This window comes from Pedobacter duraquae, assembly GCF_004362245.1.
In the GTDB taxonomy this organism is placed as follows: Bacteria; Bacteroidota; Bacteroidia; order Sphingobacteriales; family Sphingobacteriaceae; genus Pedobacter; species Pedobacter duraquae.
Genome location: NZ_SNWM01000002.1, coordinates 833832 through 857587, shown reverse-complemented (window position 1 = coordinate 857587; position 23756 = coordinate 833832). Strand labels below are relative to the sequence as shown.

Genomic DNA, 23756 nt, shown 5'->3' with positions numbered 1-23756 from the left:
AGATGCTTATTTCAATTATATCGACTTTTATTAAGTTTTAAGAGGTTAATCATTGTATTCTTAATATCAAAATTCAAAACGGGCACATAACTAATTACCGATGCTATAATAAATGCTATCTTTGCAAAATGCCCAAAAAATTCGAAGAGTTTAAACTCAACCGACAGATTTTAAATGCTGTAGAAGATGCAGGGTTTACAGTTGCAACGCCCATACAGGAAAAGGCGATAGCCCCTGTACTTTCCGGACAGGACATTTTCGGTATCGCCGAAACTGGTACCGGGAAGACTGCAGCCTATGTTTTACCAATACTGATGCAGCTAAAATTTGCACAGGGACTAAATCCCAGAGCACTGATCTTAGCTCCAACAAGGGAGCTTGCCATGCAGATTGCTGAGCATGTGCAAATGTTCTCTAAATATACTGATCTGCGCTCGGTGGTCGTTTATGGCGGTATTGGCCCTAAAACGCAGATCGAGCAGATCAAAGCAGGCGTAGATATTATCATAGCTACTCCAGGCAGATTCCTTGATATCTATCTTGCTGGTCATATCAATACCCAGAGCTTGAAGTTCCTTGTACTTGATGAAGCAGATAAAATGATGGACATGGGTTTTATCGGGTCTATCCATAGAATTCTCGAGATCGTGCCCCGTAGGCGTCAGAACCTGCTGTTCTCTGCAACCATGAGTGATCTGGTACAGAAAATCGCTGGAGACTTCCTGAAAAATCCAACCATCATAGAAGTAGGCTTACAGGCTACACCAGCCCAAACCGTTACCCAGACCTTATATGAGGTCCCAAACTTTAAAACCAAAATCAATTTGCTTCAGTACTTACTGAAGAATGATGATGAGGTGAAAAGACTGATTATTTTTTGCAAAACCAAAACTGTTGCCGACAATATATTCGCTTTTATTATCAGACGTTTCGGTGCCGATGCCGTTCGTGTAATACATGCCAACAAAGGGCAAAATACACGGATCAACTCCATCAATGCATTCAAAGAAGGAAATATCAGGGTGCTTGTTGCTACAGATGTGGCGTCGAGAGGCATCGATGTTACCGAAGTGAGTCATGTGATCAACTTTGATGTTCCGATCATTATCGAAGATTATGTACACCGTATCGGGCGTACCGGTAGGGCTTTCAATAAGGGAGAAGCATTAACCTTCTTCACAGAAGCAGAAAGGTATTATGTTAATAAAATCGAAAAGCTGATCCGTCAAACCATTCCGGTGGTACCACTTCCGGCAGATGTTTTCGTTGAAGAAACACCATATGAGGAGCGTCAGGAAATTGCTAAAGCAATCGATATCCAGAAGAAAAAAGATGATCCTGACTTCAAAGGTGCCTTCCACGAGAAGAAAAGAACTTTTGAGGTGAAGAAGAAAGTGAGCAAAACACCACCCTGGAAAAATAAAAGACATAAGAAGTAGTAGCAGCTGCCAATGGTCTGTATAGCCAATGAAGAAAATTAGATTAACTCCACTCAATATTATCACCGCGCTGAGCCTTACACTCGGAGTAGTGTTGTTATTTCAAAAACAGGCGATGATCAGTCCTGTAGAACAAAGCATGAAAGGATTGTGGATGGCCATTTGTTTATTGGCTGCCGTAATCTCTTTCCTGTCTGATCAGATCTTCAGAAAATTCATTCCGCTGCTGCGGAATATTTGGGTGATCGAATGCGCATTTATAGTTTTTACAATCGTGCTGGTCTTTTTATTTAAAACAGCACTCCGATAAATTAAATACCTTTAATTAATGAAACAAGCAGAAATCAAAATCACTGTAGAGTTAGATGACAATAACGTTCCTGAAAATATCCTTTGGGAATCCACTGATGCAGCCACAAAAGAACAGGTTGCTGTAAAATCCATGATGCTGGCCCTTTGGGACCATAACTATAAAAATTCGTTGCGCATTGACCTTTGGACAAAGGATATGCCGGTAGATGAAATGAAAAGGTTCTTCTACGAAACGCTGCAAACAATGGGTGATAGCTTCCTTAAAGCAACAGGAGAGAATTTGATTGTAGAGGATTTGCGTGACTACTGTGCACACTTTGCAGACAAAATGGGGATTAATACCCAAAAATAAATTAAGATGAAAAATCAGGGAATCGTAGGTTCGGTAATTATGGGGGTTGGTGGCTTATGTCCGCTGGTACATTTACCCATCATTGGCAACTGGAACTATTTTGATATTGATATGAGACTGGCGATTGCATTTTATGTGCTTGTGGTGTTCGGCTTAATCTGTTCTTTTTTAGGAAAAACATCACTGATCAGGTCTATAGGCTGGGCGGCACTTGTGTTAATAGGAATCACTCTTGCCGGAGTCTACTTTAAGTCGCACGACTATTTCAGCTTTATTCACTTCAAGAAGCTGGTTAATTTTGCTGCGGGGATAGTGAAGTACAAATGGGGTTGGTTTGTGATCTTAGTCGGATCTTTGTTGCTCGTAACTGTACGGAAAAATAAGGTTGTGATCATTACAGAAACAATGGTTTAAGTCTATGAATCTAGCAAGTCAGGTTAAATATCTGCTCAAAAAGGAACTGCTACTTGAGTGGCGATCCAAGTATGCACTCAATGGAGTCCTGCTCTACGTAGTGTCTACTATTTTTGTGTGTTTCCTGTCTTTTGTAAGCGTTGTTTCCTTAACTTGGAATGCGCTGTTCTGGATTATCATGCTCTTTGCTTCCATAAACGCAGTATCCAAGAGCTTCTTGCAGGAAACTAAGGGCCGGCAGTTGTATATCTATACTATTGCCAGCCCTTTCGCTTTGATTATCTCGAAGACCATTTACAACATCCTGTTGATGGTGTTGCTCACCGTAATTGCGCTTGGCTTTTATATCCTGGTTTTTGATTATGTGCCTAAAGACCTGCCGTTGTATCTAGTGGCTACAGTTCTGGGTAGTCTCAGTTTCTCAACAATCTTCACCATGGTTTCGGCCATTTCCTCTAAAGCAGGTAACGGTGGAATGCTCATGGCAATCCTCAGCTTCCCAGTAATTATTCCGGTTCTGATCGTTCTGATCAAACTGACAAAAAATGCCATTGATGGACTTGACCGAAGTGTGAGTCTGGATGAAATTGGCCTGCTGCTTATTATTAATGTGCTGGTAATGGCGGTTTCATTGCTATTATTTCCGTACCTCTGGAGAGACTAAGCAAGTTAGTTACTTCATCATTCCTGCATAAAAACTTTTAGCGATCAGCTTTCTGTCATCAGAGATGAAGGAAATATAGATGTGCATCGGTTTTTTCCTCAAGTTTGCCTGAGTCTTTAATGTCTCCATGCCTTCTGATATCCTTGCCCCGCTCAGTAATTTAGTGGCAGACCCTTTTGCGTCATAGCATACTGCCATAATCTGATCTCTGGAACGGATAAAGTGCTCTTCCGAGGGGATGTCCCAGGTTACAATAATGTCGTCGTTCTCCAATCGAGCCACGATATTTTCAGGCATTCGCAGTTTACCATCAGTAAGTTGTATATTTGGGTAATCAAGTTCATAATTTGGATAATTACCTTTGATACCAGTAAGCAGCATCCTGGAGACTGCGATATTATGTGCCGTTTGTCCAGGCTTGGTACTTGTAGAGAAACCGACGTTGACGAAACTGGTCAAGGGAGATAAAAAATTCATAACGACAGCCATCTTTGAATTCATTGCACGCTGTGCAGGTGTTCGTCGTTTTTTGTTCTTCTTGTCTTTAAGTGGGCTTTTGAATCTCATTACAGGGATACCCAGTCTGAGGTAACCAGTAACCAGACTGAGCGATCCAATGAAGGGTCCGAGAATGCCATTTTTTAATCTAGCCATAGTGTTTGAGTTTAAGTGGTGTAAGTAATGGACAGTTAATACACTAAATATAAATAAGATAACTGTTATATGCAACTGCGGATTTGATGGTGGTTTTGTAGGGCTGAAATCCGATGATTGAACGGATATAGCCGAACAATAGCCGAAGGAAAGGCGAATAAAAGCCGAAGAAAAGGCGAAGCAATTGCGAAGACATTTATAATACTTTTACGCTGTGAATAGGCTTTAATGCGGATTGAGGACGGCAGGAGTGCTTTTAATCAGTTTGGGGCTGTAGTGGCGATTGTAGTGGTAAAATAGGGGCACTCTGCAATTCCCTAATAATTTACAATTTAAGGAATTACGTCAGATTTTCCAAAAATAACTCAAAAAAGTAAAGCCGGCATCCACCGGCTTTTCACTTTATTAACGCACCTAAATTATTATGAAAAAATCTAGTTCATCTGTAGGATCGAACTATTGTCTTAAGTCAATTTATTTGGATACCCTTACGCTGAAATTTCCTTGTTGCTTCCCAACCTGTAACCAGGTGGTAAAAACGAGTAAAGCATTTAGCGGATGTCCATCACAAAAGTGAGGATCATTGGCTTGTGTTCAAATAGGTTAGCTGTAAAACAATGAAAATTGTTTTTTTTAAGCAAGTAGTCAGAATAATGTTCTGAAACTATTTTTTTAAGTAAATCTTGCCAAATTTAATTTGTCTCATCAGTTGAACTGATGTGATCGTCAGGTTAAATATCAGATCATGGATCTGAAGGTGAGGTTGATTCTGGCAGTTTTAATTAGTTTTGTTGGTGGAAGCCGATGTAACCAGTTCCTTTGGGTTTCATCTTTCATCACCAGCAGACTGCCATGTTCAAGTACAAGTGTTACGGTCTGTTTGCTATCTTTATGCTTAAACATAAATTTCCTTTCAGCTCCGAAGCTCATGGATGCAATGGCACCATTCTTTTTTAAATCCTTCTCAGCGTCACTATGCCAGGCCATGCCTTCTTCGCCATCATGATACAGATTTAATAAACAGGAATTATACGTTTCTCCCGTTTGCGTTTCAGCGAGCTTTTTGAGTTGCAGGAGCTCATTAGTCCAGGGTAAGGCATGTTTTGTAGTATTGGAATACGTATAACTGAAACTTTGATCGCCATACCAGGCAACTTTTCTTTTTGTGATGATATGTTTTCCAAAAATGACGGCTTCATCGTTTTTCCATTCAACTGTTGTCATCAATATATCCATCAACTCATCAGCCTTGGCAACATTTAATACCTTACCGTAATAAAGAACAGTACCATCAACAGGCAGGTAGTTGTGAGCGGGATCGGCGGGTGTTTCAAAAAGCTTCATAGATGTTGATTTTACGCATGTAAAGTTCTGCAGGTTTTTCGAATTTTGAAACCCGATACTTGCTGAAACTTTTCTTGGTTCTTCTAAACTTATACATTTCAGTCCAGATAGATTCGGAATCTTTGTCATTCGAAAGGCAACGCTCATGATTTATTTCCCGGCGTAAATTCTTATTTATACCTTTGCCACTCATAAAAGGGATAGTATGCATAAAATGTGGTGGAAAATTTTAGGTTCTGTACTTGTTTTGTACGCAACAATAGCTGGTTTTTTAGCTACTGTTCCGGAGTTGCCCATTCTGCATGAAACTATTCGTAACCTGTACTTTCACGTGCCGATGTGGTTCGCGATGATTGTGTTATTTAGTATTTCTGTGTTTTATAGCATTAAAGTTTTAAGGTCTAATAATCCACTAGATGATATTAAAGCTGTTGAAAGTGTAAATACAGGAATTGTATTCGGAATTCTGGGAATCGTCACCGGCTCGGTATGGGCTAAGTTTACCTGGGGGCAGGCCTGGAGCTTTGATGTAAAGCAGAATTTTGCGGCAATTGCCTTGTTGTTATATTTTGCTTACCTGGTTTTGCGTAACGCGATAGATGAGGAGCAAAAGCGTGCAAAGATCTCTGCCATATATAATATTTTTGCTTATCCAATGATGGTTGTACTCTTGTTTGTATTGCCACGTCTACAGGATTCACTGCATCCCGGTAATGGTGGTAATCCAGGTTTCAACTCGTACGACCTTGATAGCCGTATGCGCATGGTATTTTACCCTGCCTGTTTGGGATGGATCATCATCGGTTATTGGATTTATACCTTGCTTTTCAGATTACGTTCCATCGATAAAAATTCTGCCTTATAATCATGAAGAAAATTTCAACAACGCTGTTGCTGGTATTGGCCGCTGTACAGCTTTTCGCACAAACGGCAACGGCTCCGGATAGCCTTTATGCATCGGATAAAATTTATGTTGTCGTGATTTGCGCAGGGATCATCCTGCTGGGATTAATCATCTTCCTGTTTTCTATCGACCGCAGGTTAAAAAAAATAGAAAAAAAATCTTCAGGTAAAATCTAATTTAAAACAGTTTTACTTCGCCATTTCGGGCTTATTTGCTGTGGTGTGCCGCATACACTAAGTGGAATCGCATTTGGATTAATCATTTTTTTTAATGCAATTTTGCAGCCATTAAGGATAACTACTTATTATAAATTCATAAAAAACAACAATGGCTAATACAGCAAACGAGACAAATTTCTTTACAGATGTCTGTAAAAATTTTGACAGTGCCGCACAATTCACCTCCCATCCAGAGGGACTATTAACCCAAATCAAAGCATGTAACAGTGTATATCGCTTCCAGTTCCCTATTCGCAGAGGAAACGGCTTCGAAGTGATTGATGCCTGGCGTGTAGAACACTCTCACCATATGAGCCCCACAAAAGGTGGTATCCGCTACAGCGAAATGGTGAATGAGGATGAGGTTATGGCACTTGCCGCTTTAATGACCTATAAATGTGCCATTGTGAATGTTCCTTTTGGTGGTGCTAAAGGCGGTATTAAAATCACGCCAAAAAATTATACTGTTGGCGAATTGGAAAATATTACCCGTCGTTATACTACAGAATTAATTAAGAAAAACTTTATCGGCCCCGGTATCGATGTTCCTGCTCCTGATTATGGATCTGGTGAGCGCGAGATGAGCTGGATCGCTGATACATATATGACCATGAATCCGGGTCAGCTTGATGCTTTGGGTTGTGTTACCGGTAAACCTATCGCTTTACATGGTATCCGCGGTCGTAAGGAAGCTACCGGAAGGGGTGTTGCTTATGCTGTACGTGAATGTGTTAGTGTGGCAGAAGATATGGCTAAAATTGGCTTCAAGGCTGGTCTAGGTGATAAGCGTGTGATCGTTCAGGGTTTGGGTAACGTGGGTTATCACTCTGCGAAGTTCCTGGCCGAATTTGGTGCTACCATTGTTGGTCTTTGCGAATTTGAAGGAGCGATCTACAATGAGAATGGGTTAAATATCGATGAGGTATTTGCACATCGTAAATTAACTGGTTCTATCCTTGGCTTTAAAGGTGCTAAAGAATTCAAGAATTCTATGGAAGGTTTAGAGCAGCCATGTGATATTCTTGTGCCTGCGGCTTTAGAAAACCAGATCACTGCCGAAAACATCAAAAGAATTCAGGCTAAAATTATCGCTGAAGGTGCAAACGGACCAACTACTCCGGAAGCTGAAGCGATTTTCACCGAAATGGGCGGTATCATCATTCCAGATATGTACTGTAATGCTGGTGGTGTTACTGTGTCTTATTTCGAGTGGTTGAAAAACTTGTCACATGTGGCTTTTGGCCGTATGGAAAACCGTTATGCGGAAAATTCTAATGCCAATCTGATCAATACACTTGAGAGCTTAACCGGACAAACTATACCTGCTGAGCACCGCTCAATGTTGGTTAAAGGTGCTTCTGAGTTAGAATTGGTAAATTCAGGGTTGGAAGATACGATGATTCATTCTTACCATGAGATTCGCGAAACGCTAATCACAAAACCAGGTATCCAGACTTTACGTACTGCTGCTTTTGTTGGTTCTATCGACAAAATTGCGGTTTCTTATATGAACTTAGGTATCTGGCCATAAGCTGATCCTTTGATTTTTATTGATATCATGAGCCTGCCCGGAAATACCGGGCAGGCTTTTTTGTTTATGACTTTTTGCTGAAGAATACACAGAATTTCGTGCGCTTTAATTCCGTATATTGGTGTATGTTAAGGCCTCATAAATTTATAGCTAGTTTTTTATTGCTCACCATTATTGCGTTGAGCGGCTGTTCAAATTCCGATACGCAACATCTGGAAGGTAAGGATGGCTTTGTGCTGGTAACCGCTCCTGATAAAGGAGAGCAGGTTGCCAATTTTGCTGGTGGTTGTTTTTGGGCCACACAGGAGGCGATGATCGAGCTTAAGGGAGTTCGTAAGGTGCTGAGTGGCTATGCGGGTGGTGAAACTAGCAATCCAACCTACGAAACCGTGCAAACCAAGGGAACAGGCCATGCCGAGGCTGTACAGGTTTATTATGATCCTAAGGTAATCAGCTTTGAAAAACTGGTTACAGCATTTTTTTATGCACATGATCCTACGCAGGTAGACGGACAGGGGCCAGACTTAGGGCCTGATTACCGGTCTATTGCTTTTTACAGAACGCCTGCTGAATATCGCAGCATTTCCGGTGTAATCGAAACAGTAAATGCCAGCAAGCATTATCCGGAGCCGATTGCTACGGAAGTTGTCCCGTTCAAAGCCTTTTATCCTGCAGAAATGGAGCATCAGGATTATTATCCGCGGAATCTCTGGAATCCTTACATCAGAAATGTCTCAAAGCCTAAAATTTTGAAGTTGCGTGCTGCTTTTCCAGGTCTGATTAAGTCTGAATATCTTAAGTAATTTTCTTTTCTTCCATTAGATGTTGTAACGTACATCTGGCAATGTTTATTTTTTGTCAGAGAACTATCAACGGAATGTCATCTAAGCGAATTGAACTTAGGCAAAACCGTTTGCGCACTTATATTTTTTATCTTTGTACCGTTCTTTTAAACCTGTATATTAAAATGAAAAAAAGTGCCATTATAGGATTGATTACGATAGCCATTTGTGTTTGCTTCCTGGTAAGCCTGAATGCTGATACCAGTAATTACTCCACCTTTAACGAGGCCGCCAAAGAATCACGGGAATTTCATGTGATGGGCTTCTGGGAGAAATCTAAAGGAATGTTCTATGATGCACAAAAAGATGCCAATCATTTTTCTTTTTTCATGAAAGATGCCAAAGGCGATGTGAAAAAGGTAGTGTATAATGGCACTAAGCCTCAGGATTTTGAAAAATCAGAGAAGCTGGTACTCATTGGAAAGATGGATGATGGAACCTTTTATGCATCCAAGATCCTGATGAAATGCCCTTCTAAATACAACGATAATCTTGTGGAAGTGAAGCAGGACGGTAAAGTAAAACAATACAACTAGTTTAATGGATACACAATTTTATGGAGAAACCCTCCTCCCGGGTAAAATCGGACAGTTCTTTATTGTTTTAGCCTTTGCCGCTTCGGTGTTGTCTGCAATAGCCTATTTCTTTGCAGCAAAAAACAAAAACCTGGAAGACAGGTCGTGGCAAATCCTTGGCCGTATTGGCTTCCTGACCAACTGGGCAAGTGTAATCGGAATCGGGGCTACTTTATTTTATCTGATCTTAAACCATTATAACGAATACTACTATGTTTATTTCCACTCTTCAAAAGCCCTTCCGGTATACTATATTGTGTCGGCTTTCTGGGAAGGACAGGAGGGAAGTTTCTGGTTATGGGCATTCTGGCAGTCACTATTAGGTGCTATCCTGATCTGGAAAGCAAAAAGCTGGGAAAATGGTGTAATGACTGTTGTGGCCTTCTCGCAGGTCTTCTTAACGTCCATGTTGCTTGGCGTAAGCATCTTTGGCGAGCGTATAGGCAGTTCTCCATTCATCTTATTGCGCGAAGCGATTAACCTGAAGGATATGGCTCCTGTTGTTTTTGCTGATCCTGAGAATTATAAAAATTACCTGAAATTTATTACTGATGGGCGTGGTTTAAATCCGTTGTTACAGAACTACTGGATGGTAATTCACCCACCAACATTATTCCTTGGATTTGCCAGTATGGTTGTTCCTTTTGCTTATGCCGTTGCTGGTTTAGCAGAGCGAAGATATAAAGAGTGGTTTAAGCCTGCGATGCCATGGGCGCTTTTTGCTGTAATGGTATTGGGAACTGGTATTATCATGGGTTCTTTCTGGGCTTACGAAGCACTTAATTTTGGTGGTTTCTGGGCATGGGATCCGGTTGAAAACGCTTCTTTGATTCCATGGCTCATGCTGATTGGCGGTGTCCATGTGATGATTGCTTTTAGAAACACCGGGCATGCTTTCTTTACTGCCATTGCACTTGTACTGCTCAGTTTCATCCTGGTATTATATGCTTCATTCCTGACCAGATCTGGAATTCTTGGCGAAACATCGGTACACTCATTTACAGATCTTGGTATGTTTGGTCACCTCATCCTGTATAACGTAGTGTTCCTGGCTATCCCAGTTTATCTGCTGATTAGCAGATGGAAAGAATTGCCTATTACAAATAAAGATGAGGAAACTTACTCACGTGAGTTCTGGATGTTTATTGGTGCGCTGGTTGTTACTGTAGCCTGTATACAGGTTATCTTTACAACGTCTGTTCCTGTATTCAATAAAGCTTTCGGTACCAACTTCGCTCCACCAATTGATGCGATAAAATATTATAACCAATGGCAGGCACCATTTGCCATCCTGATTACGGTGATATCTGGTTTTTCTCAGTTCCTTAAATATAAGAGAACTGACCCGCGTAAGTTTTATGTAAGTCTGATCGCCTCTATTGTTTTTGCTGTGGTAATTACTGCGGTTTTTGTATGGATTGCCGATGTATATGGTAATCTGATGTATATCCTGTTAACATTCAGCTGTATTTTTGCCGTATTATCTAACGCCAGGTTATTGAGCTTTGGTGTGGGTAAAAAAGGTAAACTTGCAGGTGCCGCGGTTGCACATATCGGTTTTGCATTATTGCTGTTAGGTGCACTTGTTGCTGCTGCAACAAGCAGGCCGATCTCATTAAATGCAAGTAACTTCATCCCTGTTAAGGATTTCGAGAAGGCAGAAAAACCTGGAGAGAATATGGTATTGTACCGTAATGAACCTAAGAAAATGGGTAAATATACGGTAACTTATATCAGTGATACTACAATAGCACCGAATACGTATTACAAGATCAACTTTAAGGTTATCGACCCTAAAAGTGGTAAGGTAACTGACGACTTTGAATTGAACCCACATGTACAGGTGAATGAGAAGATGGGGCTGATTGCTTCTCCTGATACGAAACATTATATTACACACGATATTTATACCCACATCACAAGTGCTCCTGAATCAAAAGAAGAGCATGCTGATCACGAGGGGCATTCTGAAGCTGAGAACTACAAGGCGCCAAGAATCCTGAATGTTAAAGAAGGGGATACTATCCACACCAGCAGTGGTATCATTACTGTTAAAGCATTAAACTTAAAACCAACGGCTAAGCAATTGGTGCTGGCACCAAATGATGTTGCTGTAGGGATGCCATTGGAGGTTAACCTGGATGGCAGGATCTTTAAAACGGAACCGATCTTTTTAGTGAAAGGAAACAACACATTTGACTTTGCGAGGAACATCGATGAGCTTGGTTTAAGGGTGAGATTTACCAAGATCCTTCCTGAACAAAATAAGGCTGAACTTCAGGTGTACGAGAAACCACAGCAGGCTAAGGATTGGGTAGTATTTAAATCTATCGAATTTCCGTACATCAACTTGTATTGGGTAGGTACGATTGTGATGGTGATCGGCTTCCTGATTTCTATTGTACGCAGAAAAAGAGAAATAAAAACTGCATAATGAGGGTTGTATTGCTGGGATCGGGCAATGTTGCAACACATCTGGCGCAGGCTTTTATAGCTGCGGACATGCAGGTTGTGCAGGTATGGAGTTATACGCTTGAAAATGCGAATGCTTTGGCCGAAAAGGTTGGGGCGGCTGCACTTGCTGATCTTGATTTGATTGATCGGGATGCTGATCTGTATGTTATCTCGGTAAAAGATGATGCTATTGCGTCGGTTGCAGGGCAACTAAAAGGGCTTGATGGATTGGTTGTCCACACTTCTGGTGCTACGGATTTAGCCATTTTGCAGGATATCGTCCATTCAGGTGTTCTTTATCCTTTGCAAACTTTTTCTAAAACGCAGGCACTGGATTTCTCGAAGGTTCCTTTATGTTTGGAATCGGCTGATGATGGTGATTATTTAAAACTGGACAATATTGCTAAGCAGTTAAGTACAGCTGTATTTAAGATTAGCAGCGCTGAGCGAAAAGTATTACATGTAGCGGCTGTATTTGTATGCAATTTCCCCAATTATCTATACCAGGTTGGTCAGGAGCTCGTGGCGGAACATGATTTAAGCTTTGACCTGTTAAGGCCTTTAATTCTTGAAACGGCACTAAAGGTGCAGCATGCCAACCCCGCCGCAGTGCAGACCGGACCAGCAGTGCGTGGAGATGAAAAAACGATGCAACGCCACATGGGCTTGCTGACTAATCATCCTGTATGGCAGGATATATATGAAAGCGTGAGCAAAAACATTAAAAACACACATATATAGCGTGATTGCGAGTTTTGCTTCTTATTTTTGAACACAATTATGAGCATTTATAAATTAACAATAAATTTTGAGGAAAAAGGAAAAGAGCCTGTAGAACTACCTATTGCTGGTGGTGAATCGGTTCTGGACGTTTGTCTTGATAACGGCATAGAATTACAGCATAACTGCGGCGGCGTTTGCGGATGCAGTACCTGCCATGTATATGTAACCAAAGGGATGGATAACATCCAGGATATTTCTGATAAAGAAGAAGATTTTATTGACAGGGCAGTTCGTCCGCGTATTACATCAAGATTAGGCTGCCAGTGTGTAGTAATCAACGGAGATATCCAGGTTACTATTCCAGACCAGTCAGAATTCCTTGGACACTAAACCACTATAAGACATTGTATGATACAAGATAAATTTGCCCTCCCGATACACTGGAATGATCATGAAGATATCGCCCAGGAGCTTTATGAAAAGTTCGGCGCTGAGTTTAACGAAGCAAAGATCTACAGAATCCGTTTTACAGAACTGCTGGAATGGGTTTTAACACTACCTAATTTTAAAGGTACCCGCGAAGAAAGTACTGAAGGCCATTTGGAGCAAATCCAGTCGGCCTGGGTTTACGAATGGAGAGATAACCAGGACTAATGTTTTTGCAGCAGCTTAAGGATATTACGACGTTTATTTTCGATGTGGATGGTGTGCTCACAACTGGTGATGCGCTGGCCATTGAAAATAACGGAACCCTGGAGCTGCTGCGTACTTTTAATATTAAAGATGGCTATGCTTTGCAGCTGGCCGTAAAAAAAGGTTATATCGTTTGCATCATCTCTGGCGGCAATGGGAAAGCCATGCAAAAGCGTTTTGAGGGGTTAGGTATTCAACATATCAACCTCGGTGTTTCTGATAAGGTAGCAGTTTATCTGCAGCTACTTGAAACACATCAAATCCGTAAGGATCAGGTGCTATATATGGGGGATGACATCCCTGATTTTAATGTCATGAAGCTGGTAGGTCTCCCTACTTGTCCTGCAGATGCGGTAGAAGAGATCAAAGCGATCTCTACCTATGTTTCTCCCTTTGCAGGCGGTAAAACTGCTGTGAGGGACGTTATTGAAAAAGTAATGAAGATCCAGGGTACCTGGTTTGATCCCAATCCTTCGGCAGTAGACTCAGGTAAATAAGCTTTTCTTCTCTGCAACAATTAAGTTACTTAATGGTATTAAACCTATTGCTAATTTGTATCTCTAATCGATACTAAACAAGGTTACAAAACCATTAAATTCAAAACAAATGAAAAAAGTATTTATGATCTGCGCGTTGTTATTCAGTGTAATAACATTTGCAAATGCACAAGGTGGTGGTCGTCCTCAAGGAACTCCTGAAGAGCGTGCTAAGAGAATGGTTGATCAGTTGACTGAGAAGTTGAAATTGACTGACGATCAGAAAACGAAAGTTACTGCATTGTATGTTGAGCAGAGTGCTGCACAGACTAAAGCTCGTGAAGCTGCAGGTGACGACAGAGAAGCTATGCGTGCTGGTATGATGAAAATTCAAGGTGAAACTGAGAAAAAAGTTGAAGCTTTGTTAACTGACGATCAGAAAAAAGCATTCGAAGCTTACAAAGAAGAAAGAAAAGCAGCTATGCAAAACAGAGGCGGTGGCCCTAATGGTGGTGGAAAATAATTTCCATCAATAATCAAATAATAAAAGCGGCTTTAGGGCCGCTTTTATTATTTTAGCGAAAATTTTAATTATGCTTAACCTGAAGTTCCCAATCCTATTAGCCTCAAAATCGCCACGTCGTCAGGAACTGCTGACCTTAATGGATCTTGACTTTGAAGTGATGTTAAAGGATGTTGATGAAAGCTATCCGGAAGGACTAGCGCCACATGAAATCGCATTGTACATCAGTGAGAAAAAAGCGAGGGCATTTATGGACGATAAGCTCGAAGCATTGGTTATCACGGCCGATACTATTGTTGCGTTGAATGGAGAAATCCTCGGTAAACCACGTGACGCTGAACATGCGAAAGAAATGTTGATGAAATTGTCAAATACTACGCACGAAGTATACACCGGGGTGAGTTTAGCCATGCATGATCAGGTTTCTACTTTCTATGACCGTACTTCGGTTACTTTTAAGCCCTTAAGTGCTGAACAAATCGACTACTATATTCTACATTATAAACCTTTTGATAAAGCTGGCTCCTACGGAATCCAGGATTGGCTGGGCATGGTTGCCATTTCCAAAATTGAAGGTTCTTATACCAATGTAATGGGTCTACCAACAGAAAAATTGTATAACGCTTTAGCTGCACTTTAATAAACTATACAGCACGCCAATTTTAAGGTCGTATGTAGAAAGCTTAAGCTCGGGAATGCCTGCATGATCCAGTACATAATTAGTAAGCAATGCTGCCATAACAATCATATCTACTCTTAAGGGAATCAGTCCTTCCATTTTCGTGCGTTCATCATGGGTAGACTTAAACAATTTATCCGCCAACGTACGGAATGGAGTAATGGCTATGCTGGCATTGTGGTTACCTGGGTTGAGCATAGCCGCATAGCTTTCAAAGGCTCCGGCCGATCCTATTAATAACTGAGGTTGCCATTTTGCACATTGTTTAAATAGCTCGGGAAGTTCAGTATCCAGATGTTTGATGATCGCTTCTTTTTCTTCGGCTGATAGGGGATCTGACTTGAAGAAACCCTGCATCAGCCGGGCTGCCCCAATGTTGTAACTGTGTTTCCAAAGCACTTCCCCTGGTTTACAGATAATGAATTCTGTACTTCCACCGCCAATATCCATAATGAGGCTGCAGTCGGTAACAAGACCTGTGGCTTCAACACCTTTAAATATATAAGCTGCTTCTTCCTCGCCACTGATAATTTCTATAGTGATACCTGCGCGATCTTTAGCAGCATCAACAAAGGCTTGTCCATTAGCAGCGCTACGCACTGCAGCGGTTGCCACTGCCTTAACTGCATCAACATTGTGCTTTTTGATTTCTTCTGCAAAGCCTTCTAAAGCCAGAAGCCCTCTTTCGAAGGCTGCTGGTATAATTTCCTGCTGATTGATCCGGGCTTCCCCCAATCGTACCGGTAGGTTGGTTTTAAATAAGATTTCTGGTTCTCCACGTTCTCCGCCATCACTTTTGGCGATGATGAGGTGGAAGGTATTTGTTCCTAAATCTATTGCTGCTGCTATCATCTAATTCCTATAACTGAACCATTTCAGGATTTCCTTAAAGCTGGTTTTTTTACCATACATCAGGATACCGACTCTGTATATTCTTGAGGCCATCCAAACAGTGCCGATAAAACCAACAATCAGTAATAGCATAGATAATGCCAGTTGCCAATCGGGCACACCGTAAGGTAACCTAACCATCATGGCAATCGGTGAAGTAAAAGGAATTATAGACAACCAGAAGGCGATATTTCCATAAGGATCTGTAGTAACAACACTTAAAGAAAGTGCGTAGCCCAGGAGCAGCGGCATCATGACGGGCATCATAAACTGCTGTGTTTCTGTTTCACTATCTACAGCCGAACCGATGGCAGCATATAAGGCACTATAGAACAGGTAACCTCCGATGAAAAAGAAAAAGAAAACGGAGATAATTTTAGGGAAGTTCAGACTCGCCAGACTTTTCTGGATATCCCCAATCGGTCCTGCAGCCTGTACGGCCTGTTTACCGGGGCCTGCGGCCTGCATACTGCTGATTTGTTTTGCCTCTTCTTTACCTACAAGGACTTTAACGGCGACAGTTGAGATGGAGGCAGTAAGTACAATCCAAAGGATAAACTGAGTAAGTCCTACCAGTGCAATACCAATAATTTTTCCCATCATCAGTTGAAATGGTTTTACTGAAGAGATCATCACTTCGATGATGCGACTTGTTTTCTCTTCGATCACGCCGCGCATTACCTGGATGCCATATAATAGGATGAACATAAACATAATTACACCAGAAACATAGGCGATAATAGTTGCTGCTCCGGCACTTGAATCCTCCTCTTTACCGGTTTCACCAATTTTTTTAACACTGATGTCTACATCTGATTTTAACTTGTCTACATCAGCCTGCGTTAAACCTGAATCTTTGAGTTTCTGGTTTCTGATCAGGTTTTCGATTTGGGAGGAAATCCGTCCGCTTAAAGTTAAGCCAGCTTGTTTGGTCCCCAGGATCTGAACTCCGGTTGGGTTGTCGAGTTTGAAATCGGGTAGGTACAGGATATAGTCGTACCCTGTTTTACCTAAGTCGGCTTTCATTTGGGCAAGCGACTTGTTTTCATAAGTATAGCCAAATGTAGGTGTCGATTTCAGTTGTTCTGTAAGGGTTTTATTCTCGTTAATCACGGCAACTTTAGTAAATGTTCCGTTAACGCCCTTTACCGAAAAATAGATAATGATTCCGTAAAAGATGGCAATGATCAATGGGGTTAATAAAGTCATAACGATAAACGACTTCTTCTTAACCCGTGATAAATATTCCCTTTGTATGATGAGTAAAATTTTGTTCATGGCTGTTAGTTTACGTTTTTAACCTTATCAATAAATATATCGTTCATGGTAGGAATCACCTCATCGAGACGGTGTATCGCTACATAGGGCAACAATGCAGCAAGGAGTTCATTTACCGATTGTCCTTCCTGCAGTTGTACCTTAATGAGGGTTGTGTTTTTAACCTGTTCTGTTTGGAGTACTGTCCCCAATAAGGCAATACCGGAAAGGTCGTAATTTCCTTCATACTGGATCCAGTAGGTGTTGTTTCGGTACATATCTTTGATATCGTCTACAGAGCCGTCAAGAATCTTTTTAGAGCGATTGATCAGGGCGATATGGTCGCAAAGCTCCTCTACGGATTCCATACGGTGGGTAGAGAAGATAAAGGTTGATCCCTGTTTGTTCAACTCGAGGATTTCGTTTTTGATGATATCGGCATTGACCGGATCAAATCCTGAGAAAGGCTCATCAAGGATAATCAGTTCCGGCTGGTGTAATATCGTGGCCACAAACTGAACTTTTTGCTGCATCCCTTTACTGAGGTCTTCCACTTTTTTATTCCACCAGCTTTCCATACCCAGTTTTTCAAACCAGAACTTGATTCTTTTAGTGGCTTCGGCAGTAGAGAGCCCTTTTAATTTGGATAGGTAAAGTACCTGTTCACCGATCTCCATTTTTTTATAGAGACCGCGTTCTTCAGGCAGGTAGCCGATTTGTGCGATATGGCTGGAATCGAGTTTTTTGCCATTAAAGATTACTTCGCCGCTATCGGGTGCAGTAATTTGGGTGATGATTCTGATCAGAGAGGTTTTACCCGCTCCGTTAGGGCCTAAGAGGCCGAAGATCTTTCCTGTTGGGACTTCCAGACTTACGTCGTCCAGTGCCCTGTGGTTCTCATACTGTTTTACAATGTTTTTTACGCTGAGCATGCATTTTGAGTTTAATCTGATAATTAGTAAGTCAAAGTACAGAATAGTTACAGCAAATGTGAAAAAAAATATCGCGCATAAAAAAAGCCACCCGAAGGTGGCTTTATGTTATTCAAAATACTCTTTCATTTTTTCAAAGAAGCTCTTGTCGTTCTTGCCCGGTTGCGGCTTGAAGTTCGGCGAGTCCCTGAGTTTTTCCAGGAGTGCGCGTTCTTCGCTGCTCAGTGCTTTTGGTGTCCAGATATTCACATGAATGATCTGATCACCTCTATGGTACGAATTTACTTCAGGAATACCTTTGCCTTTTAAGCGCAGGAGTTTTCCACTTTGGGTTCCCGGTTCGATTTTGATTTTAGCTTTACCATCGATGGTAGGCACTTCGGCACTGTAGCCTAATGCTGCATCAACGATGCTCACATGCAGATCGTAAACGATGTTGTTTCCTTCACGTTTCAAGGTCTCATGTGGCGTTTCCTCGATCAGGATGATCAGGTCGCCCGGGATACCGCCGTTAGGAGCAGCATTACCTTTTCCGCTCATGCTTAACTGCATGCCGTCACTCACACCCGCAGGGATGTTGATTGTAATGGTTTCTTCGCCGCGTACGGTTCCTTCACCATGACAAGAGTTACATTTTGCTGTGATCTGGCTACCGCTACCGTTACAGGTAGGGCAGGTAGACGTAGTTTGCATCTGGCCGAGGATGGTATTTGTTACCCTTCTTACGGAGCCACTACCACCACAGGTTTTACAGGTACTTACAGACGATTTATCTTTAGCACCAGATCCGTCGCAGGTTTTACAAACAATCTGTTTGTTAACTTTTATTTTTTTCTCTGCACCGTTGGCAATTTCTTCCAGGGTGAGTTTTACTTTAATGCGCAGGTTTGATCCTTTAGCTACGCGGCGACCGCCACGCGACTGCTGACCGCCACCGAAGAAGCTATCGAACGGGCTACCGCCACCGCCGCCGCCACCAAAGATATCACCAAACTGGCTGAAGATATCTTCCATGTTCATGCCACCGCCGCCATAACCACCGCCGCCGCCAGATGCACCACCAACTCCAGCATGGCCATAGTGGTCATACCTTTGTTTTTTCTCAGGGTTGCTCAGGATCTCGTAAGCTTCAGCAGCTTCCTTAAATTTATCTTCAGCAGATTTATCATCCGGGTTTTTATCCGGGTGAAACTTGATCGCAAGCTTACGGTAAGCCTTTTTGATCTCATCAGCAGAAGAACTTTTGCTAACGCCTAATATATCGTAATAATCTCTTTTGCTCATCTTATTAACTACCCACTACTACTTTAGCAAAACGAATTACCTTATCATTTAAAGTATATCCTTTTTCTAGCTCATCCATAACCTTACCCTTCATATCGTCGTTTGGCGCAGGGATTTTCGTAATTGCTTCATGCAGATCTGTGTCGAACGGAGTATTGATACTTTCCATTTCTTTCAGTCCTTTCTGAACCAGCAGATTTTTCAGCTTGTGATGTACCAACTGTACACCTTCACGTACTGCAGCAACATCCGTAGCTGTTTCCGTAGCCTTGTGGGCTCTGTCAAAATCATCAAGGACAGGTAACAATGAAACAATAACATCTTTACCAGCAGTTTGTAACAGCTCTACGCGTTCCTTTTGAGTACGGCGTTTATAATTGTCGAATTCCGCAAATAACCTTAAGTACTTGTCATTCAAGGCGGCGTTTTCTTCTTTTAACTTTTCTTCAGCAGAAAGTTCTGCTGCAGTTTCCGCAGGAGTTTCATTTACATTTTCTCCATTGGCCTGGTCTACAGGCTGCGTGTTGTTTTGCTCGTCAGCATGGCTTTCCATATTCGTATGTTCGTTATCGTTCTTTTTCTTCTTGCTAAACATGGGTATAGTAGAATTTCGGTGGTAAACTCAAAAGTTTTGCCAACAGTAATTTTCAGCCATGCTGTCAGTCTGCATTGCAACAGACTGAACATTATGGCTGAAAATGAAAATTTTGTCAGCAGATTTTATTAATTGATAGTGGCATCTTCATGTACCACGCCATCTTCACATTTGATGATACGTGAGGGCAGGGTACGGATGATATGGTAATCGTGGGTCGCCATGAGTACAGCGGTTCCGCTCAGTGAAATCTGTTTTAACAGATTTACAATTTCTTCAGAAGTATCGGGGTCAAGGTTACCTGTAGGCTCATCGGCAAGGATAATCTCAGGGTTATTCAGCAGTGCACGTGCAATAACAACACGTTGTTGCTCACCACCGGAGATCTCATGGGGCATTTTTCTGATTTTTGAACGCAGACCTACTTTGTCCAGTACATCCTTGATACGTTCCTGAATCAGGTTTTTATCGTTCCAACCTGTAGATTTTAATACAAACTCCAGGTTCTTTTCTACTGTACGGTCTGTAAGCAGCTGGAAATCCTGAAATACAATCCCCAACTTTCTACGAAGATAAGGGACATCGCGCAGGGCAAGTTTTTTCAGGTCGAAGCCTGCAATTTGTCCTTCTCCATTACCTATATGCAGATCTCCATAGATAATTTTCAGCAAGCTGCTTTTTCCTGAGCCGGTTTGACCAATCAAGAAAACAAACTCACCTTTATCTATATTGAGGTTAACATTAGATAAAACCAGGTGCTTTTGCTGGTAAACATCTACATTTTTTAAATTAATAACTGCGTTTTCTGCCATGCTTAAATATCTAATTTCGCGATCTGTCCGAAAGGCAGATCTTTAACAACTTCCATGATATAAGGCAATTGATCGGCCAGTCCCAGTTTGTCTAGCGACTTGTCGGGACGGTCTACCCTGAAATAGGCGAGCAAGGTGAATTTATCATCCCGTAGCTGCACATAGTCAGGTATTTTTGCAATGCCTTTAACTTTAATTACATACATTTTGTTCAAAAATAGTATTTCAAAATGAGAAATCGGGAATCAACGTACAATCATTAGCCAGCCGCTGATGTTTTTGATGTCGCTATTCAGTGTAATAATATAATAATAGGCACCCGCCGGCAAGATCTGTCCATTATACTTGCCATTCCATGGTGCTGATTTTGATGTTCCCGTGTACACGGTTTCTCCATTTCTGTTAAATACTTTAATCGTGGCCTCAGGGTAAGTTTCCAAGGCTTCAATTTCCCAGGTGTCGTTTACATTATCATTATTAGGCGAAAAGGTATTTGGGATATTAAGTTTCTGGAATACCCGGATAAAAACCTGGTCTGCGGCGCTGACGCAGTTGGCCGAGATCACGTTTAGCGTATATATAATATCTTTGACCGGGCTGGCAATGGGATTGAGTTTAGTCGGGTCGTCGAGATAATCTGCCGGCGACCAATAGTAAGTCAGGTTATCGCCACTGAGCTTACCATGAAGCTGGATGCTTTGACCCTGAATCATTTTCTGGTCCGTTCCTGCATCAGCTGTAGCATTCTTGATTACCGTTACCTTAACTTGTCTTGTTGCAGTACAAAGACCATTTGAAATGGCGACGGAATAGGTTGTTGTTGCAGAGGGACTGGCGATAGGATTGGCCACGTTTGGATTCGATAAACCTGTTGTGGGCGTCCATATGTAGCTACTGCCACCACTGGCCTTCAACTCTGTTGCAGTGCCTGCGCAAATTTCAACATTTGAGCTGACTTGCGGTGCCGGTGGAACTTCAACTGTTAGCTGTGTGGTATTGCTATTTATACAGTCTGTCAGACTAGTATAAGTGACCCGGTAAGTTCCACTCATAGCATAAGTTGCAAAAGGAATACTAATTGCCCGGGTATTGGCGCTGAAGTTGTTTGGCCCGGTCCAACTGTAAGCCTTGCCTTCCGGAACCGTCAGTAAAATCGTTTCGTTGAGGCAGACAGATCCAGATCCGGATATTACTGGGGGGAGATTTGGATTGACAAGGACATTAAGTTCGGGCGAAAGGATCCTGCAATTTGCGGAGTTTATGTTATTGCCTTCCGCAACAGCAAGTCGGTACTTATAATTTCCGGCTATAGCATTGGTGAAGCTTGTTGTATAGGTTGTCGCATTTTGTCCTGGTAGATCCGTCCATGAGGTTCCTGTATTTCGCTGCCACTGAAAGCTTGGTGCGTTATAACCAGCCGAAACTGCTGCAGAAAGCGTAACGCTGTAGTTGTCGCCTTCACAGATCGCCGTACTATTCGCGCTGGTATTGCTGAACTTAGGTACAATCGTTGGCCCGCAAGCCCTAAAGGTAATGTCGTCCAATGCCAGGTCATTGCCAATTCCACCTGGACCAGCATTTGTAATACGAATGATAACATCCGAAACATTGGATGGCGTAGTAAATAAGAAGCCATATTTCTTCCAGTCGCTGGCGGTACCCTCAGGAATATCCCCGGTAGCATAAGGCGTAACGAGCTCTGTTTTTCCATCCGACCCCAGGATAGAGAAAATCAGATTAGGTTTTTTTCCACTGTAAGTTAAAATGTTGATTGCCCAGGCAGAGAACTCATAGGTCGTATTTGGGCAAAGCTGAGAAACGGAAGTTTCGTAAAAAATTCCTGGATTAGTGGATGCATTAACGAGCATCATGTACCCATTTGGATCGTCAGGGGTGTGGTTGGTAATCTGGTGCCAGTCGCCAACATGCATACCGTTAGTAGATTTGACAATAGCATAATCGCCATCATCGGGTTTGCCACTATCTTTATATCTGTAATTGGTGTTGCTATTTAGTGAAGGACCGTAATTTGCTGTCCCTCTACCGAAATCTATGTTGACTACCGGATCTCCGAGTGACCCTGTACAAACTATCTGCGCTTGTATGCTCAGACTAAAACCAAGCATACAGCACAAAATGATTTGTAGTGTTTTAAAGGGCATTTAGAAATTTGATGGTGTCGACGTTATCGGCATAGTCCCATAAACGGGGTTGCTGACTTTGTCCGAACTCCAGTGTGTTGTCCAGTCCTTCTGCCGCCGATACTATGCACTGGATTTGATCTTTTTGCTGTTCCAGTATTTCCTTTACCTCATCCAGTTGTTGATACCGTTGATAGTACAATACTGCAAGGGGCGAAGAGAGGCCTTCATCTTCCTTAAGAAGGATAAAACCATTGTCAAAATGTGGAACCATATTGACAAGATAAATAGATTTATTGTAATCGTAATTATTATTGAATTTGAAATGATTGATGATGGGTTGAAAATCTTGCAGCGGTTCAAAAAAAGCTGCAATATCGTAGTTCTCCGGAATAAAAATCTTGGATACGTTTCTGCAGCCGAGACCAAAATAATCAAAGATATCGTGCCCCAGGGCGGCGATCTGTTGCTTGGTTTCATTTCCTGTGATCACGGCAACACTATTTCTATTGCGTCGGATAATGTTGGGCACCTTACCGAAATAGTAGTCAAAATACCTGGAGGTGTTGTTGCTGCCCGTGGCGATAATGGCATCGAAGTCCTGGAGGCGTTCTACGTATTGGATCCGATCAGCAAGCAGTGGCTCAATCTTTATCAATTCTTCCAGGAGGGCAGGCATCAGCTTATTGTCAGATGAAGAAAGCTTAATCAGCGCGATATTGCCTGTTGCCAGTACGCTGATCACATCATGGAAGCCCACAAGTGGTATATTGCCTGCCAGGATCAGTCCTACTTTCTTAGGTGTTGGATTAATTTTAATATCAGCAAACCATTTTTCCAGATCTGTGTTATTCAGCATATTACGAAGGGCATTGACGGCACGCTCTACTTCGGCAGTCGTAAACCAGGCGTTATAATTGCTTGAGTTTTGCAACAGCTGATCGAAAGTTGTCCCTTGTTCGGCCATAAATAAGCTGAGTTTATGAAATGCAATAATTAATTTTTCATGGCTTAGGACTGGCATATTCAAGTAATTTAAAAGTATAA

At 41.9% G+C, this 23756-nt stretch carries 28 protein-coding genes; 17 read left to right on the top strand and 11 right to left on the bottom strand.

The features are described from left to right. Positions 1-128: 128 nt before the first annotated feature. The 5 genes from CLV32_RS09735 to CLV32_RS09715 are packed head-to-tail and all read left to right on the top strand — an operon-like array spanning position 129 to position 3181. Complete coding sequence (locus CLV32_RS09735) at positions 129-1439, top strand: DEAD/DEAH box helicase (RefSeq protein WP_133554868.1); 1311 nt, start codon at positions 129-131, stop codon at positions 1437-1439. A gap of 28 nt (positions 1440-1467) precedes the next feature. Next, positions 1468-1749, top strand: coding sequence for a hypothetical protein (locus CLV32_RS09730; RefSeq protein ID WP_133554866.1), 282 nt, complete (start codon positions 1468-1470; stop codon positions 1747-1749). A gap of 18 nt (positions 1750-1767) precedes the next feature. Next, a complete protein-coding gene (gene gldC / locus CLV32_RS09725; protein WP_133554865.1) occupies positions 1768-2103 on the top strand; it encodes a gliding motility protein GldC in 336 nt (111 codons plus the stop codon). Between the two features lie 6 nt (positions 2104-2109). Then, positions 2110-2517, top strand: coding sequence for a hypothetical protein (locus CLV32_RS09720; protein WP_133554863.1), 408 nt, complete (start codon positions 2110-2112; stop codon positions 2515-2517). 4 nt (positions 2518-2521) lie between these two features. Then, a complete protein-coding gene (locus CLV32_RS09715; protein ID WP_133554861.1) occupies positions 2522-3181 on the top strand; it encodes a heme exporter protein CcmB in 660 nt (219 codons plus the stop codon). A 9-nt stretch (positions 3182-3190) separates the two neighbouring features. Here CLV32_RS09715 and CLV32_RS09710 read toward each other — a convergent pair whose 3' ends face one another. Further along, a complete protein-coding gene (locus tag CLV32_RS09710; RefSeq protein WP_133554859.1) occupies positions 3191-3835 on the bottom strand; it encodes a DUF6266 family protein in 645 nt (214 codons plus the stop codon). A 738-nt stretch (positions 3836-4573) separates the two neighbouring features. Then, positions 4574-5179 (bottom strand): alpha-ketoglutarate-dependent dioxygenase AlkB family protein, encoded by a 606-nt coding sequence (locus CLV32_RS09705; RefSeq protein WP_133554857.1) that lies wholly within the window; start codon positions 5177-5179, stop codon positions 4574-4576. 205 nt (positions 5180-5384) lie between these two features. On the opposite strand from CLV32_RS09705, the gene ccsA reads away from it, so the two are divergent. From ccsA to CLV32_RS09645, 12 genes are all read left to right on the top strand, one after another. Beyond that, a complete protein-coding gene (gene ccsA, locus CLV32_RS09700) occupies positions 5385-6044 on the top strand; it encodes a cytochrome c biogenesis protein CcsA (protein WP_133554855.1) in 660 nt (219 codons plus the stop codon). Between the two features lie 2 nt (positions 6045-6046). Then, positions 6047-6259: a CcmD family protein gene (locus CLV32_RS09695; protein ID WP_133554853.1), complete on the top strand. Its 213-nt coding sequence runs from the start codon at positions 6047-6049 to the stop codon at positions 6257-6259. 151 nt (positions 6260-6410) lie between these two features. After that, positions 6411-7832 carry a Glu/Leu/Phe/Val family dehydrogenase gene (locus CLV32_RS09690; protein ID WP_133554851.1) on the top strand — a complete coding sequence of 474 codons (1422 nt, stop codon included), beginning with the start codon at positions 6411-6413 and terminating at the stop codon, positions 7830-7832. Between the two features lie 125 nt (positions 7833-7957). Then, on the top strand, positions 7958-8635 hold the full coding sequence (msrA, locus tag CLV32_RS09685) for a peptide-methionine (S)-S-oxide reductase MsrA (RefSeq protein WP_133554849.1): 678 nt from the start codon (positions 7958-7960) through the stop codon (positions 8633-8635). Between the two features lie 164 nt (positions 8636-8799). Beyond that, positions 8800-9210 carry a cytochrome c maturation protein CcmE domain-containing protein gene (locus CLV32_RS09680; protein WP_133554847.1) on the top strand — a complete coding sequence of 137 codons (411 nt, stop codon included), beginning with the start codon at positions 8800-8802 and terminating at the stop codon, positions 9208-9210. A 4-nt stretch (positions 9211-9214) separates the two neighbouring features. Then, a complete protein-coding gene (locus CLV32_RS09675; RefSeq protein WP_133554845.1) occupies positions 9215-11683 on the top strand; it encodes a heme lyase CcmF/NrfE family subunit in 2469 nt (822 codons plus the stop codon). Further along, positions 11683-12444, top strand: coding sequence for a Rossmann-like and DUF2520 domain-containing protein (locus CLV32_RS09670; protein ID WP_133554844.1), 762 nt, complete (start codon positions 11683-11685; stop codon positions 12442-12444). The genes CLV32_RS09675 and CLV32_RS09670 overlap by 1 nt, the downstream gene beginning before the upstream one ends. Before the next feature lie 39 nt (positions 12445-12483). Then, the gene (locus CLV32_RS09665; RefSeq protein ID WP_133554842.1) at positions 12484-12816 is read left to right on the top strand and encodes a 2Fe-2S iron-sulfur cluster-binding protein; all 333 of its coding nucleotides are present in this window, start codon (positions 12484-12486) and stop codon (positions 12814-12816) included. An 18-nt stretch (positions 12817-12834) separates the two neighbouring features. Beyond that, on the top strand, positions 12835-13080 hold the full coding sequence (gene iscX / locus CLV32_RS09660) for a Fe-S cluster assembly protein IscX (RefSeq protein WP_133554839.1): 246 nt from the start codon (positions 12835-12837) through the stop codon (positions 13078-13080). Beyond that, the gene (locus CLV32_RS09655) at positions 13080-13616 is read left to right on the top strand and encodes a KdsC family phosphatase (protein WP_133554837.1); all 537 of its coding nucleotides are present in this window, start codon (positions 13080-13082) and stop codon (positions 13614-13616) included. The genes iscX and CLV32_RS09655 overlap by 1 nt, the downstream gene beginning before the upstream one ends. A gap of 109 nt (positions 13617-13725) precedes the next feature. Further along, on the top strand, positions 13726-14118 hold the full coding sequence (locus tag CLV32_RS09650; RefSeq protein WP_133554836.1) for a hypothetical protein: 393 nt from the start codon (positions 13726-13728) through the stop codon (positions 14116-14118). Positions 14119-14188: 70 nt separating this feature from the next. Next, the gene (locus CLV32_RS09645; protein ID WP_133554835.1) at positions 14189-14758 is read left to right on the top strand and encodes a Maf family protein; all 570 of its coding nucleotides are present in this window, start codon (positions 14189-14191) and stop codon (positions 14756-14758) included. Here the strand turns inward: CLV32_RS09645 and CLV32_RS09640 are convergent. The 9 genes from CLV32_RS09640 to CLV32_RS09600 form a co-directional block, all read right to left on the bottom strand. Beyond that, positions 14744-15649 carry a Ppx/GppA phosphatase family protein gene (locus CLV32_RS09640; RefSeq protein WP_133554834.1) on the bottom strand — a complete coding sequence of 302 codons (906 nt, stop codon included), beginning with the start codon at positions 15647-15649 and terminating at the stop codon, positions 14744-14746. The genes CLV32_RS09645 and CLV32_RS09640 overlap by 15 nt on opposite strands. Beyond that, the gene (locus tag CLV32_RS09635) at positions 15650-16966 is read right to left on the bottom strand and encodes an ABC transporter permease (protein WP_133554833.1); all 1317 of its coding nucleotides are present in this window, start codon (positions 16964-16966) and stop codon (positions 15650-15652) included. A 5-nt stretch (positions 16967-16971) separates the two neighbouring features. Then, a complete protein-coding gene (locus CLV32_RS09630; protein ID WP_133554832.1) occupies positions 16972-17877 on the bottom strand; it encodes an ABC transporter ATP-binding protein in 906 nt (301 codons plus the stop codon). Between the two features lie 108 nt (positions 17878-17985). Beyond that, the gene (dnaJ, locus tag CLV32_RS09625; RefSeq protein ID WP_133554831.1) at positions 17986-19161 is read right to left on the bottom strand and encodes a molecular chaperone DnaJ; all 1176 of its coding nucleotides are present in this window, start codon (positions 19159-19161) and stop codon (positions 17986-17988) included. Between the two features lie 4 nt (positions 19162-19165). Then, a complete protein-coding gene (locus CLV32_RS09620) occupies positions 19166-19756 on the bottom strand; it encodes a nucleotide exchange factor GrpE (RefSeq protein ID WP_133554830.1) in 591 nt (196 codons plus the stop codon). Positions 19757-19884: 128 nt separating this feature from the next. Next, positions 19885-20568 carry a cell division ATP-binding protein FtsE gene (locus tag CLV32_RS09615; protein ID WP_133554829.1) on the bottom strand — a complete coding sequence of 228 codons (684 nt, stop codon included), beginning with the start codon at positions 20566-20568 and terminating at the stop codon, positions 19885-19887. 2 nt (positions 20569-20570) lie between these two features. Continuing rightward, complete coding sequence (locus CLV32_RS09610) at positions 20571-20774, bottom strand: fructose-6-phosphate aldolase (RefSeq protein WP_133554828.1); 204 nt, start codon at positions 20772-20774, stop codon at positions 20571-20573. A 39-nt stretch (positions 20775-20813) separates the two neighbouring features. Continuing rightward, entirely contained in the window at positions 20814-22730 is a 1917-nt protein-coding gene (locus tag CLV32_RS09605; RefSeq protein WP_133554827.1) for a T9SS type B sorting domain-containing protein, read from the bottom strand. After that, positions 22720-23733 (bottom strand): acyl-CoA reductase, encoded by a 1014-nt coding sequence (locus CLV32_RS09600; protein WP_133554826.1) that lies wholly within the window; start codon positions 23731-23733, stop codon positions 22720-22722. The genes CLV32_RS09605 and CLV32_RS09600 overlap by 11 nt, the downstream gene beginning before the upstream one ends. Positions 23734-23756 lie beyond the last annotated feature (23 nt).

Excerpts from the sequence above, each read along its gene's own strand:
- CLV32_RS09735 (WP_133554868.1), top strand. The coding sequence starts at position 129 with ATGCCCAAAAAATTCGAAGAGTTTAAACTCAACCGACAGATTTTAAAT.
- CLV32_RS09730 (WP_133554866.1), top strand. The coding sequence starts at position 1,468 with ATGAAGAAAATTAGATTAACTCCACTCAATATTATCACCGCGCTGAGC.
- gldC (WP_133554865.1), top strand. The coding sequence starts at position 1,768 with ATGAAACAAGCAGAAATCAAAATCACTGTAGAGTTAGATGACAATAAC.
- CLV32_RS09720 (WP_133554863.1), top strand. The coding sequence starts at position 2,110 with ATGAAAAATCAGGGAATCGTAGGTTCGGTAATTATGGGGGTTGGTGGC.
- CLV32_RS09715 (WP_133554861.1), top strand. The coding sequence starts at position 2,522 with ATGAATCTAGCAAGTCAGGTTAAATATCTGCTCAAAAAGGAACTGCTA.
- CLV32_RS09710 (WP_133554859.1), bottom strand. The coding sequence starts at position 3,835 with ATGGCTAGATTAAAAAATGGCATTCTCGGACCCTTCATTGGATCGCTC.
- CLV32_RS09705 (WP_133554857.1), bottom strand. The coding sequence starts at position 5,179 with ATGAAGCTTTTTGAAACACCCGCCGATCCCGCTCACAACTACCTGCCT.
- ccsA (WP_133554855.1), top strand. The coding sequence starts at position 5,385 with ATGCATAAAATGTGGTGGAAAATTTTAGGTTCTGTACTTGTTTTGTAC.
- CLV32_RS09695 (WP_133554853.1), top strand. The coding sequence starts at position 6,047 with ATGAAGAAAATTTCAACAACGCTGTTGCTGGTATTGGCCGCTGTACAG.
- CLV32_RS09690 (WP_133554851.1), top strand. The coding sequence starts at position 6,411 with ATGGCTAATACAGCAAACGAGACAAATTTCTTTACAGATGTCTGTAAA.
- msrA (WP_133554849.1), top strand. The coding sequence starts at position 7,958 with ATGTTAAGGCCTCATAAATTTATAGCTAGTTTTTTATTGCTCACCATT.
- CLV32_RS09680 (WP_133554847.1), top strand. The coding sequence starts at position 8,800 with ATGAAAAAAAGTGCCATTATAGGATTGATTACGATAGCCATTTGTGTT.
- CLV32_RS09675 (WP_133554845.1), top strand. The coding sequence starts at position 9,215 with ATGGATACACAATTTTATGGAGAAACCCTCCTCCCGGGTAAAATCGGA.
- CLV32_RS09670 (WP_133554844.1), top strand. The coding sequence starts at position 11,683 with ATGAGGGTTGTATTGCTGGGATCGGGCAATGTTGCAACACATCTGGCG.
- CLV32_RS09665 (WP_133554842.1), top strand. The coding sequence starts at position 12,484 with ATGAGCATTTATAAATTAACAATAAATTTTGAGGAAAAAGGAAAAGAG.
- iscX (WP_133554839.1), top strand. The coding sequence starts at position 12,835 with ATGATACAAGATAAATTTGCCCTCCCGATACACTGGAATGATCATGAA.
- CLV32_RS09655 (WP_133554837.1), top strand. The coding sequence starts at position 13,080 with ATGTTTTTGCAGCAGCTTAAGGATATTACGACGTTTATTTTCGATGTG.
- CLV32_RS09650 (WP_133554836.1), top strand. The coding sequence starts at position 13,726 with ATGAAAAAAGTATTTATGATCTGCGCGTTGTTATTCAGTGTAATAACA.
- CLV32_RS09645 (WP_133554835.1), top strand. The coding sequence starts at position 14,189 with ATGCTTAACCTGAAGTTCCCAATCCTATTAGCCTCAAAATCGCCACGT.
- CLV32_RS09640 (WP_133554834.1), bottom strand. The coding sequence starts at position 15,649 with ATGATAGCAGCAGCAATAGATTTAGGAACAAATACCTTCCACCTCATC.
- CLV32_RS09635 (WP_133554833.1), bottom strand. The coding sequence starts at position 16,966 with ATGAACAAAATTTTACTCATCATACAAAGGGAATATTTATCACGGGTT.
- CLV32_RS09630 (WP_133554832.1), bottom strand. The coding sequence starts at position 17,877 with ATGCTCAGCGTAAAAAACATTGTAAAACAGTATGAGAACCACAGGGCA.
- dnaJ (WP_133554831.1), bottom strand. The coding sequence starts at position 19,161 with ATGAGCAAAAGAGATTATTACGATATATTAGGCGTTAGCAAAAGTTCT.
- CLV32_RS09620 (WP_133554830.1), bottom strand. The coding sequence starts at position 19,756 with ATGTTTAGCAAGAAGAAAAAGAACGATAACGAACATACGAATATGGAA.
- CLV32_RS09615 (WP_133554829.1), bottom strand. The coding sequence starts at position 20,568 with ATGGCAGAAAACGCAGTTATTAATTTAAAAAATGTAGATGTTTACCAG.
- CLV32_RS09610 (WP_133554828.1), bottom strand. The coding sequence starts at position 20,774 with ATGTATGTAATTAAAGTTAAAGGCATTGCAAAAATACCTGACTATGTG.
- CLV32_RS09605 (WP_133554827.1), bottom strand. The coding sequence starts at position 22,730 with ATGCCCTTTAAAACACTACAAATCATTTTGTGCTGTATGCTTGGTTTT.
- CLV32_RS09600 (WP_133554826.1), bottom strand. The coding sequence starts at position 23,733 with ATGCCAGTCCTAAGCCATGAAAAATTAATTATTGCATTTCATAAACTC.